Raw genomic sequence first — 12104 nt, 5'->3', positions numbered from 1 at the left:
TAAATGAAAAAGATTAATATACTTATAATAACATTATTATATAGTTTTCTGGCAAATTGTATAGTTGTTGATACTTTAGGTCTTACTGATACTTACAAAGGTGACGTTGCAAAGAGAAGACTTTTAGATGCGGCGATGATTGGGGATTCCCTTACTGCGAGGGCTGCTTTTACAGCACAAGGTTATACAGGACAGGAATTAGAATCATATATAATTGCCGACGTGATATATGTATCTTTCATTGACGAAATGGTATTTAAGATCGACGAATCTAAATATTATAAAAAGGACGATATTGACGATTGTGCAAAAATACTTCAATCTCTCGGAGTCATTTTAGACTTTGATTCATTTACCACTTATGCAAGCAATGTAAATTGCAACTTAAGCCCAAACGATTTGTTAATCGATAAAAACATGGCCGAAAGTTCTAATAATCCTTCGAAAAATAAGTAATCTATTGGAACTTTAGCGTAACTTCCAAGTAAAATTTCTTGAAATATATTAGGAAATTTTTTAATGATCTGGAATGACAAAAATTTCTCCCATCTCTCAATTGTCTGAAACTTTAAACCAAAAGATATACATATACGAATGAAAGCGATTGTATATGAGAATTACGGATCAACTGAGGTTCTGAAACTTAAAGAGGTCTCCAAACCTGTTCCGAAAGAAAACGAAATTTTAGTAAAAGTTCAGGCAGCTTCCGTAAATGCTGCTGATTGGCGTATGATGAAGGCAGACCCTTTTTTGGTCCGCTTTTATGCCGGGCTTTTTAAACCCAAAAAGATTTCGATTTTAGGTGCAGATGTTGCCGGAACCGTAGAGGAGGTAGGGCGGAATATTACTAAGTTCCGTCCGGGTGACGAGGTTTTCGGAGATGTTTTTGCAAGCGGCTTTGGCGGATTTGCGGAATACAAATGTGGCAAAGAAGACGAGTTTGTATTAAAACCTTCTAATCTATCTTTCGAAGATGTAGCTGCACTGCCTTTGGCGGGAATGACCGCGTTACATTCTTTACGCGATTTTGGAAAGATACAAGCAAGACAAGCAGTACTGATCAATGGAGCATCGGGAGGGGTTGGAACCTTTGCGATCCAACTTGCTAAATATTTCCGAGCTAATGTTACAGCAGTTTGTAGCACTTCCAAAAAAGAACTGGCAATATCTTTAGGAGCTAATCACGTAATTGATTATACCAAAGAAGATTTTACAAAAAACGGAAAAAAATACGATCTAATCGTTGGCGTAAATGGATATCGTTCTCTTTCAGAATATAAGGCTTCCTTAAATCCGAAAGGTAGATATGTAATGGCTGGCGGAGGAACTGCTCAGCTGTTCCAAGCCTTACTTTTGGGACCGTTTGTGTCGTTAACAAGCGATCGAAAGATTATAGCCGCATCTTCTCAACCGAATCAAAAAGATCTTCTCTTTTTATCGGAGTTAATGAAATCCGATAAGATCAAGTCGGTAATCGACAGAAGATACACTTTGGAAGAGGTTCCGAAAGCGATCCGTTACGTTGAGGAAGGTCATGCCGGTGGTAAGGTGATCATAAAAGTAGAGTCCACCGATTGATCATAAAAAATTAATAATAAAAGGAACTGTGAATGAAAAAAATTTTGAAGATGATTGGAATTATAATTATCCTTTTGCCCGTATCGGGGATCGGATTTTTATATTTTAAATTTCCGAATGCGGAACCAGCTCCGGAAATTTCGGCGGGAAAAGATCCTAAGCGTGTACAAAGAGGTAAGTATCTCGCCAATCATGTGTCAGCTTGTATGGACTGCCATTCGATACGGGACTGGTCTAAATTTTCCGGTCCATTAATCCCGGAAACATTGGGAGAAGGTGGCGAAGTTTTTGATCAAAAGATTGGATTCCCAGGTGCTTTCGTTGCACCGAATATTACTCCAAGTGCATTAGCTCAATGGACAGATGGAGAAATTTTAAGAGCGATCTCAAGCGGAATTAATAAAGATGGGAATGCACTGTTTCCGGTTATGCCTCATCCGGCTTACGGCCAGATGGACCAAGAAGATCTAATTTCTATCATTGCTTATTTAAGAACCTTGGAACCGATCGAAAAGAAAAATCCCGATTCTAAACCTGATTTTCCCTTCAACTTGATTTTAAGAACGATACCTAGTCCTGCAAAATTCGGAAAACTACCGGAAAAACAAGATAAGATATCTTACGGAAAATATCTATTTGTTGCGGCGGCGTGCACAGAGTGTCACACAAAACAAGATAAAGGAAAGCCGATTGCAGGTATGGAACTTGCGGGAGGATTTGAATTTCCTTTAAGTAACGGAACTAAAATTATTTCAGCAAATCTAACTCCGGACAAGGAAACCGGATTGGGTAATTGGACAGAAGCTCAGTTTATCAAAAGATTTAAGAGCATGGAACTTCCTCAATATAAACCTCATTCTGTAAAAGAGGGAGAACTCCAAACAATTATGCCATGGACGATGTATGCGGGAATGACGGAAGAAGATTTGGCCGCCATATTCGCTTATTTGCAAACTGTGCCGGCTATTAAAAATAAAATTAATAACTAAGCTTACTTTGCCAAGAAGAAGGGAAGAATATATTCCCTTCTGAATATATTGTTTTTAACTTTTTGAAGGCTCAAAAATCCCTCTTTCAATGGTAATCCCAAGTCTCTGCAACATCGCAGGCATATCAAAACCTTCCCTTTGATAAGAGGATAGCACTTCTTTTTTTGCGTTAGAAATTGCTTCTTCATTTTCCCAAATTGCAACAGTTACAAATTGAAATTCGGCCGGACTTTTTTCGCGGATATATGCGGAATCTTGGATAAAACCTGGGAGGGTTTTAATTAGATTCCGATTTACTTTGACCCGACTGAAAAATTCTTCTTCCGCGTTTTTAGGAACTATAAATGTATCTATCAAAACTTTTTGCATTTTTGTTCTCCTTTTGGAGAGAAGATACTATATTTATAGAATTCGAAATTGTAAAAATTCAGGATTTTACCAATAGGGAGTAGAAAGTTTAAAAAACTGTTTAGGGGTCTCGTTTGTGAAAGTTTTGAAGTCCTTAATAAAATGCGCCTGGTCAAAATATCCGGCTTCTTGGGCCACTTCCGTTAAATTTGTCTCAAAAGAATAGGAATCTATAATATTCTTCATTCGCACCATATAGGAGAATTGTTTAGGGCTAGTCCCAATCAATTCTCTGAATTTTTTTTCATACGAATCTCTACTGATCGGCATTCCTTTCAATAGATCCCTGATCTTCAGAGTTCCTTTCGACTTTCTGATCCGAGTGATAGAATCCAATATTAGATTATTCTTTTTAGTCCCTATCCATTCCGAGACCAGAAAATTTTCCACAATAGAGATCCTTTCCGGATTCGTTTTTGATTTGGAAAGTTTTTCTTCCGTTTCAGACACTTTTTTAGGGGAGATCAGATGATCTAAAGACAGGTTCATTTCGAATAGGGTATGGATCGGTTCCTTGATAAAACTGGCAGCTCCACCTTCTCTAAAAATTACTAATAGAGTAGAGGCCTTTGGGGAATATTCGATCAATCTAGGAAAACGTCGTAAGCCTGTAATTCCGGAGCTTGGCAGAATACTTTCTCGATTTTCTTCCTTATGAGAAATACTTCCGTTGATCCTAAAGGAAATTACTAAAGAAGATCCGGGAAGGATTTTATTTTGCATTCCGTTTTCACTTTCAATGATCAGGAATTGGCGTATATACGGTTGTAAATTTTTACTAGGTAAAAATGTATCAACTTTCATGAGAGTGGGTTCTTGGTTCCTTTAGATTGTCTCTTCTTCTAAAACTCTCAAGCAGAAAATCGTATTTTCCTTACTTCCCAAACAAGACCGGAGATAAGCCCCAATCCGATTGCGGAAAATACCCAGTCCAATGGGATTCTATGAAAACCGAATAACCTAAGACTAAAGTCGAATTGGAAACTTGCTATCAATGCGGAAGTCGCTAAGAAAAAGATCCAGAACACGGTGGAATGTAAGGATCTCAAGATGGAGACAAATCCGCCTTTATGAGTTAGATTCGTTAGCATTAGGCTGAAGTTGGATGCTACAAGGAATATAAAACCGAAAGATCTGATCTCATTTTCGCTAATACCTTTTTCTTTCATCTTGAAATATAAAGTAATTAGCAAGACAAGCACGATCGCACCTTGCGCGAATGAAAGAAGAAATCGAGAGACGGTCATTAGACTAGAATTCTTCCTTCTAGGACTGGAATAACGATCACCTTTTTCCAAATCCAATGATTCGAAAACGATAGAACATGTAGGGTCTATAATTAACTCTAAGATTAAAATATGTGCAGGAAAGAAGAAGATTGGATCTCCCGTAAATGCAGGCAATAAAGACATTCCTATGATAGGGACATGAACGGATAGAATGTAAGAAATACTTTTTTGTATATTCTCATAGATCCTTCTTCCTAAAAATACGGACTTTACTATGGAGGAAAAATTATCATCCAACAACACGAGATCCGAAGCTTCTCTTGCTACATCTGTACCTCTTTTTCCCATAGAGATACCGATATGAGCCGCTTGGAGGGCAAGAGCGTCGTTTACTCCATCTCCTGTCATAGCGACAATTTCACCCTTTTTCTGAAATGCTCGTACTATCTTTAATTTCTGAGCTGGCTTTATCCTGGAAAAAATTCCTATGGTATCTAACTTGGAGGCTAACTCTTCTTCCGTAAGTTTTTCTAACTCGTCGCCGGTTATACTTTCCTTATGGTCCTCTAATCCGATCTTGGAAGCTACTGCCTTAGCGGTCCCTGCGTGATCGCCTGTGATGATAATAACCCTTATCCCTGCTTGGACACATTCGGAAACGGAAGAAGGTACTGATTCTCTGACAGGATCTTCCAATAAGATCAGACCCAAAAATTCGAATTCTAGATCGTGTTGATTTTCAGGAAGAGATGAATTTGTAATTTTGGATCTTGCTACTCCGATGGCTCGGTATCCTTGTAGCGAATAAGTTTCAGTGATTTTTTCCCAATATTCCGTTTTTTCCTTCGAAAAATGGCAAAGGTCGAATATTGCCTCCGGAGCTCCTTTTGTACCGATCACAAACGCTCCGGGTTCTTCCGAATTCCAAGCGTAACTAAGTGCGAGTAACTTTGGTGAAAGTGGATATTCTTTTTCTAATTTCCAATCGGCATGAAGATGTTCCGTATCGTACAGCAATTTAATCCCTAACTCTCGGATCGCTTTTTCCATAGGATCAAAAGGGTCTTTTTTGGAAGCAAGAATGGAGAATTCCAAAAGTATATGAAATTCTTCCGCGACTTCGGGAGTTTTAAATTCGAATAAAGAATTCTCTTGGGAAGAAACCAAACCTTTCACTTTCATTTGGTTTTCGGTTAAAGTACCAGTTTTATCTACGCATAAAACCGTCGCTGCCCCGAGCGATTCTATCGAATTCAGTTTTCTTGTCAAAACACCACTTTTGGAAATTCTCCACGCTCCTAATGAAAAAAATATACTTAGGACTACAGGAATTTCTTCCGGCAATACAGCCATTAAGAATGTAAGCGCTGCCAGGACTGCCTGCATCCAGTTTCCACTACGTATCCCAAGTCCGTATATTAAAAAAGCAGAAATTACTAAAGCTCCCAAAAAGAAGGACGTCGTAAATTTTTTCGCCTCCTTTTGGAGAGGGCTTTCCGATTCGGAAATTTCTCCCATTTCTTTTCCGATAGAACCGATGGAAGTAAGATCTCCGGTAAATAATACTTTAAAAATTCCTTCTCCGGAAACGATCTTTGTTCCGGAATATACCTTTTGGAATTCGGAATATGGACCTTGGCTGTTTAGATCCGTTTCTTCTTTTAATACAGGGATAGACTCTCCCGTTAAAAGAGATTCGTCAGAATGCAGATTTAATCCGTCTACCAAATATCCATCAGCCGGGACCTTGTCTCCTTCGGATAAATAGACCAAATCTCCAGGAACAAGTTGGGCGGAATCAATCTCTATCTTTTTTCCTTCTCGGATCACCTTTGCCTTTAAAGGGGAGAGTTTTCTGAGAGACTCCAAAGCTTTTTCGGACTTATTCTTTTGATAAATAGTGAGAGAAATAACTGCAATGACTGCTATGGAAAGTGTGATCGCTTCTTCCAAATCGCCGAGTAAAGCGTAGATAAAACCGCAGGCCAGCAGTAAGGCAAGCATCGGTTCTGCGAGAATAGAAAGACTGATCCGCCAGAAGGATGTTTTTTTGAGTTTGGATTCGTTCGGTCCGAATTTTTGAAGAAGTTCGGATGCTTCCTGAAAGCTTAAACCTTTGTAAAGGATCTCCGTTGCTTGGGGCATAGATATAGAATAGCTATGATCCGATTCTCTATGGCAAGATCTTTCTTACCATAGAGAATAATTACGGGAATCTAAGACTTTTTAGAGTGGGTCCGAGTATTCCAGCCGAATAGGGAGTAAATCGGACACCAACCTACGATCCCTGTTGCCAGGATAATGAAGCCTACTGCAAAAATCGCAAGTTTATACAAATCTTCTATATAAAATGCCCAGGTAATCAAGGAGGTTCCTAATACCACTCTGAATACCCTGTCCCAAAAGTTAGAATTTATAAATTTCATATTGAACACCTATTGACCATTTCTCTATCAGAAATATTCTTCCATTTTAAGTCTTTGTCAATAATTGGACGGATACAAATCCGTTTCGGCAAGCTGATAAATATCAAAAGTATCTGAATTTGGAAGCATTATGAAAATCGATCGTTATATTATAAAAACTATAATAAAGACATCTATAGAGTATATATCCATCATATCGTTAGGAATCATTCTCATCTTTTTGGATGAAAGTGAATTTTCAGGTTTGGATATCAAATATCTGATCCTGATTTTGGCAGGTTTTAAATCTTGCTATTTTTTTATTAAAGGTTTCAGAAGGATTACGGAATTTTCCGGGTTGGATCTAAAATATTATGAATTTTTGGTATTTATCGCGTTCAATATTAGTGTAATCGTTCTATCTTTCGGATTCGATTTCCTTTGTATTTATAAAACGGATACAAGTTCTTTTTCCGGAATTCCTCAGAACTTGGGATATTCTTCCTTATTTTTTAAATTCGTATATTTTAGCCTGATGATTTTCACCAATATCGGGATTATCAAAATTGTCCCGGAAAGTACAGAAGCGGAAGTTTTAGTGATTTTTGAAGCTATCCTATCTTTTATCACGATCATCTTTATTCTTTCCGATTTTTTAAGTTTGAAAGAATCTTTGAGCGGTTTTACTTCTAAGAAAGGCGATCTCGGCTAAGGATGTCCCAAAATTCATTTTTACAATTTCGATCCTTCTGAAATACATGTAAAAGCTTTATGAAAAAAATCCTGATCACCGGTGGGGCCGGATATATCGGTTCCCATATGAATAAATATCTGCACAAATTGGGGCTGGAGACCGTAGTATTCGATAATCTATCCAACGGTCATGAGAAAGCTGTTAAGTGGGGAAAGTTTTTCAAAGGAGATCTATTAAATAAATCGGATCTGGCTCGTGTATTTTCGGAACATGAATTCGAAGCGGTCATTCACTTCGCTGCGTTCGCATACGTGGGAGAGTCCGTTACCGATCCCCAAAAATACTATGTAAACAATGTAGTGGGCACATTACAACTTTTGGAAGCGATGAAGGAGCACGGAGTCAAATACTTCATATTCTCTTCGACCTGCGCTACTTACGGGGCTGTTACAGAAGTACCGATCTTAGAGACCACTCCTCAAAATCCGATCAATCCTTACGGACAATCCAAACTTATGATCGAAAAAATTTTGGCGGACTACTCACATGCGTACGATTTGAAATACGTAGCTCTTCGTTACTTTAATGCATCGGGTTCCGACTTGGATATAGGCGAGGAACATGATCCGGAGACACATCTTCTTCCTATCGTGATCGAAAAAGCATTAGGAAAAAGAGATTCACTTACGGTAAACGGAAACGATTATGATACCAAAGACGGTACTGCTGTTCGAGACTATATCCATGTTATGGATTTGGCCCAAGCCCATTATCTTGGATTGGAGTATCTAAAAAAAGGTGGAACTTCCGATTTTTTCAACTTAGGAACAGGACAAGGATTTTCTATTTTAGAAATTATTAAAACAGTGGAGAAGGTCTCGGGGGTCTCTATCCCATACAAGATCGGCCCTAGGAGAGAAGGGGATCCTGCTAAATTGATCGCAGATAACACTAAAGCCAAAAAGATTTTGGGTTGGGATCCTAAATTCGCAAAGATAGAGGATATAGTAACTAGCGCCTGGGAATTTCACAAAAACCATTCTCACTAAAAAGAAAAAGGCTTCTTTCCCAATGAGAGAAGAAGCCTGAAAGATCGGTAATAGTGATTAGAATTCTGCTGTTTCGTTCTCTTCAAGAATGGACCAAGCGCCAGTAATCTTGTTTAATTTGTATTTGTAAGTTAACTGTTTTCCACAGGTGCTTACACTTCTATTTAGATTACGTGTTCTTAATACCGTTCCATTCAACTTCAGATCGATGTCCAAGGCTGCTCCGAAACAATTCGAGTTGATCAGTTCTACTGTGAACTCATGTTCTGAACCTACACTCATTGCATTGTTTAGATTGATCTCAGGTCCTGTATAAACATCCGCTTCCGGATTTGTGGAGAAAAATTCCTGTCCATCCATTAAGAAACGTACCTTGTCGTCCACTTTTCCGAGTTTTGCAGTGAATACCTGAGGATTTTCGGAGTAGGTTGCCTCACAGTCTCTTTGGTCATACACTGTGGTATAGCTCATCTTAGCAACGGATCTATCTTTAAGATAGTTTAATGTATAAGCGATAGGAACTCCAGGGTTCGCTGCGGAATAATTAGCAGCTTCCGGGTTCGCTAAAAAATTGCGAATTGCTTGGTACATACTTCCTGGAGTTGCGGAATCGGCGGAGCTGATAGGAGCCAAGGCCAAACCTGCGTTTCCACCTCTTACGAAATATGCAATCCGGGTCCTGTCTAAAACTTGCTCATGAGTAACGGAAACTTCCCCACCGATCGGAGGAACGGGAGAAACCGCAGAAAGAATCCCTGGATCCCAGGCAACTTCCAAAGCGGTTTTAACTTGGAGTGCAGTGTATTCGGACTCCAACAGGAAATAAACCACTCTTCCGTAGGAAACTTTAGAAACATATAATGGAGGATTGTTTGCCGCGATCTGTCCTTCCGGATCTTGGAAGTTAGCCCCGTCCTTAAAGACCGAAGTGGATAGAATAGGATCTTCAAAATTTACGTCGTAGAATTTCTGAGCGAACTTCATCAAAATATAGTTCTTTTTCCCCAAATTATCGATCCCGAGGCTGACTTTTAAGCCGACATCCGAGAAACGAGCATCTAATCCAAGATTGAAAAGAAGATGATTTTCATTGTAAACTTGTTCTACGCTAAAAGAAGCATCTGCTGCAGTTCCTACAACATCTGTGGATAGAATGTCTTGGATCCCTTGTTGTATATTGGATGCACTTACTTGAGCTAATTCCTTAGAGTAGATCGCGTTCGGAGAAAGTTTCAAACCGGTAAGGAAAATTTTACCGCCGGATCTAGGAATGGTAACCGGAGTGTATCCTCCTGCCTCCAAAAACTTACCTTGTAATAACGCGCCTGGATAGATCACTTCGGATCCTTGGTTCAGAATGGCGCGATCCACAAGGCTTCTTACTTCGGATGCACCCCACTTGGTAGTCGTGCAAGAATAATGACCTGTTTTAGAATCCGGAACAGGGATACCTGCAGGAAAAGGAGTGATCGATTCCTTAGTGGAAGAAGAAAGAGCCTGTCCATAAGAAGGTTCCGTATATAATTCGCCTGCATCCGCAATTTTAAGCGCTCCCGGGCCTGATTCTTGCACTTGTTTTGAAGAGCCGGAGCCTGCTAAAAAGCCTAATAAACCGTTTAAGTTGGATTGATTTGGGGAACAACTCGCTAAGTATCCTGCCGTTAGAACAGCTGCAACCGACGGTTTGATCCAATTTTTCACTATCTTCATTCTTTTAAAATACCTTGTTTAATATTTCAGTGCCTACAGATTATCTGCCCAAATTTTTGTAGCAAGCGCTAAAATAAAATCATGATATTTTTATTTATTATTAAAACGTAATATATAAGAAGAATGAAAGACGTTATGTAAGTCTTCTTGGTATAAAGTAAGACATATGCGAAAATATAAGTAAGATTTAAGCGCTTATTTTTTGGAGCGGTCGGAGGAAAGGTTTGGAAAAAAGGAAAGAGGAAGGGAAGAAGGGAAGAAGGAAACCGACTTGCGGATCTTCTCTCTGCGAAACAGACAAAGAAGATCCGCGAAAGTATATTATTTTTTTATAAAGGTTAGAAAATGTTCCACTTCGTTTTTGGAACCTACTACGAATGTAGTTCTTTCATGTAACTCCTCCGGCTCCAGATCCAGGATCCTTTTACCTTCTACAGTTACAGCCATTCCTCCCGCTTGTTCTGCAATGAGAGCCATAGGCGCAACTTCGTATAAAAGTCTAAGTTTACCTTTAGGGTATTTGGAAGACTTAGTATCGTTAGGATACAGGAAGATCCCACCTTTTAAAAGGTTTCTGTGGAAGTCCGCCACAAGAGAACCGATGTAGCGCAGAGACTGAGGCTTACGTCCTCCTTCGATAGACTTAATGTTTCGGATATAGTTCTTCACTTCATCCGACCAATAGTCGTAGTTCCCTTCGTTGATGGAATATATACCGCCGGATTCAGGCATTTTCATTTCCGGATGAGAAAGAATAAATTCGCCACAGGACGGGTCTAATGTAAATCCGGAGACTCCTTTTCCGACACAAAGAACGAGCATTGTAGAAGAACCGTAAACGATATATCCTGCCGCTCTTTGTTTGGATCCTTTCTGTAAAAGATCTTCTTTAGTTCCGGGAGTTCCCTGAGGAGAAGTTCTTAAGTGAACTGAAAAAATAGTCCCGATGGAAACATTCGCATCTATATTAGAAGAACCGTCCAGAGGATCGATCGCGATCGTATACTTTCCGATCTTATAACCTGTGGGAATAGTGATAATGTCTTCTTGTTCTTCGCTTCCCATCACGCATAAGTGTCCGCAGCGGGTAAGTGTATGAGTAAAAATTTTGTCGGCGTATTCGTCCAGCTTCATGACTGTTTCGCCCTGGACATTCGTTTGGTCGGTGGCTCCTAGAATATTTTCCAAAAGACCTGCTTTTCTAACTTCTCTAGAAACTACTTTTGCGGCGTAAACAAGATGGCTCATGAGTGCCGTAAAATCCCCTGTTGCCTGGGGAAGTTTGAGTTGTTCCTCGATCAGATATTGGGAAAGACTCATTAATTGGGTAGGGTGGGCGCTCACAGCTTGTTCTCCTTTTGCTTTTTAGCTATACCGGATATAAAATCGCTCCTGGGCAGGTTGACAAGCCTGAAAAAATTGGATTTTAGAGGGATATCCGGTCGATATTCCTAAAAGAGATGGAAACATCGAATCAAAAGCAGCCTATTCCGGATGTGTTCGAAGAATTTACGAACCAGTTTCTACGTGACGTTAAAAATTCACTCAGCACTGAAATGGTCCTAACTCATTTTTATTTCCAGGACCTCTCCCAGTATTTTAAACTACTTGGAGAACAAAAGTCAGGTGAAATTTTAGAAGAACTAAAATCAGTCATCCAGGCCCATCTTCGTCCGTACGATAAATTGTACGTTTTAAATTCCAGGTCATTCTTAACTTTTTGTCCTGATTGTAGATTGGATATTGTAAAAAGTAGATTCGACGAAGTGATCTTTCAAGTAAACCATCTCATCATAGATTACGAAATTAAATTTCTTGAATTCACTGAACCTTTGGATTCCTTCCAACCGGTTTACGAAAAACTACTAAAAGCTCATTTTTAAAATTCCACGCAAAGTTTTTCTGTTAAATTAGCTCTCCGCGTCTTTGCGACTTTGAGTGATATTTAAAACACTAAAATTGGCACGCAGAGACGCGAAGCCGCAGAGGAAGTACTACTTGTTTGTGTACCTTCTCCTTTCTTTACCCTATTTCTCTGCGTA

12 protein-coding genes are annotated in these 12104 nt (G+C 39.3%); 6 read left to right on the top strand and 6 right to left on the bottom strand.

Features of this window, described 5'->3' with window-relative positions:
- The first annotated feature begins 3 nt into the window (after positions 1 to 3).
- From LEP1GSC185_RS08970 to LEP1GSC185_RS08960, 3 genes are all read left to right on the top strand, one after another.
- Complete coding sequence (locus LEP1GSC185_RS08970; protein ID WP_008591304.1) at positions 4 to 456, top strand: TIGR04452 family lipoprotein; 453 nt, start codon at positions 4 to 6, stop codon at positions 454 to 456.
- A gap of 138 nt (positions 457 to 594) precedes the next feature.
- Positions 595 to 1578, top strand: coding sequence for an NAD(P)-dependent alcohol dehydrogenase (locus LEP1GSC185_RS08965; protein ID WP_008590170.1), 984 nt, complete (start codon positions 595 to 597; stop codon positions 1576 to 1578).
- Between the two features lie 32 nt (positions 1579 to 1610).
- Entirely contained in the window at positions 1611 to 2567 is a 957-nt protein-coding gene (locus LEP1GSC185_RS08960) for a c-type cytochrome (protein WP_008589825.1), read from the top strand.
- A 54-nt stretch (positions 2568 to 2621) separates the two neighbouring features.
- On the opposite strand, the gene LEP1GSC185_RS08955 is transcribed toward LEP1GSC185_RS08960, so the two are convergent.
- From LEP1GSC185_RS08955 to LEP1GSC185_RS08940, 4 genes are all read right to left on the bottom strand, one after another.
- The gene (locus LEP1GSC185_RS08955; RefSeq protein ID WP_008590484.1) at positions 2622 to 2936 is read right to left on the bottom strand and encodes an antibiotic biosynthesis monooxygenase family protein; all 315 of its coding nucleotides are present in this window, start codon (positions 2934 to 2936) and stop codon (positions 2622 to 2624) included.
- Between the two features lie 66 nt (positions 2937 to 3002).
- Positions 3003 to 3779 carry a helix-turn-helix domain-containing protein gene (locus tag LEP1GSC185_RS08950; protein ID WP_008590737.1) on the bottom strand — a complete coding sequence of 259 codons (777 nt, stop codon included), beginning with the start codon at positions 3777 to 3779 and terminating at the stop codon, positions 3003 to 3005.
- A 47-nt stretch (positions 3780 to 3826) separates the two neighbouring features.
- On the bottom strand, positions 3827 to 6349 hold the full coding sequence (locus LEP1GSC185_RS08945; RefSeq protein WP_008589579.1) for a cation-translocating P-type ATPase: 2523 nt from the start codon (positions 6347 to 6349) through the stop codon (positions 3827 to 3829).
- Positions 6350 to 6420: 71 nt separating this feature from the next.
- Positions 6421 to 6630, bottom strand: a complete 210-nt coding sequence (locus tag LEP1GSC185_RS08940) for a YgaP family membrane protein (protein ID WP_008591601.1) — start codon at positions 6628 to 6630, stop codon at positions 6421 to 6423.
- Between the two features lie 130 nt (positions 6631 to 6760).
- On the opposite strand from LEP1GSC185_RS08940, the gene LEP1GSC185_RS08935 reads away from it, so the two are divergent.
- Complete coding sequence (locus tag LEP1GSC185_RS08935) at positions 6761 to 7321, top strand: hypothetical protein (protein WP_008590517.1); 561 nt, start codon at positions 6761 to 6763, stop codon at positions 7319 to 7321.
- A 59-nt stretch (positions 7322 to 7380) separates the two neighbouring features.
- Positions 7381 to 8352: a UDP-glucose 4-epimerase GalE gene (gene galE, locus LEP1GSC185_RS08930; protein WP_008591277.1), complete on the top strand. Its 972-nt coding sequence runs from the start codon at positions 7381 to 7383 to the stop codon at positions 8350 to 8352.
- Positions 8353 to 8409: 57 nt separating this feature from the next.
- Here galE and LEP1GSC185_RS08925 read toward each other — a convergent pair whose 3' ends face one another.
- Positions 8410 to 10062, bottom strand: coding sequence for a thiol-activated cytolysin family protein (locus tag LEP1GSC185_RS08925; RefSeq protein ID WP_008590210.1), 1653 nt, complete (start codon positions 10060 to 10062; stop codon positions 8410 to 8412).
- A 321-nt stretch (positions 10063 to 10383) separates the two neighbouring features.
- Entirely contained in the window at positions 10384 to 11406 is a 1023-nt protein-coding gene (fbp, locus tag LEP1GSC185_RS08920; protein WP_008589754.1) for a class 1 fructose-bisphosphatase, read from the bottom strand.
- Positions 11407 to 11522: 116 nt separating this feature from the next.
- Here fbp and LEP1GSC185_RS08915 point away from each other — a divergent pair, with 116 nt between their 5' ends.
- Positions 11523 to 11945 (top strand): hypothetical protein, encoded by a 423-nt coding sequence (locus LEP1GSC185_RS08915; protein ID WP_008591181.1) that lies wholly within the window; start codon positions 11523 to 11525, stop codon positions 11943 to 11945.
- The last annotated feature ends 159 nt before the right edge of the window (positions 11946 to 12104 follow it).

The sequence above is a fragment of the Leptospira licerasiae serovar Varillal str. VAR 010 genome (assembly GCF_000244755.1).
GTDB lineage: Bacteria > Spirochaetota > Leptospiria > Leptospirales > Leptospiraceae > Leptospira_B > Leptospira_B licerasiae.
Note: the sequence above shows the minus strand (reverse complement) of the source record. Positions and strands in the feature narration are given on the sequence as shown.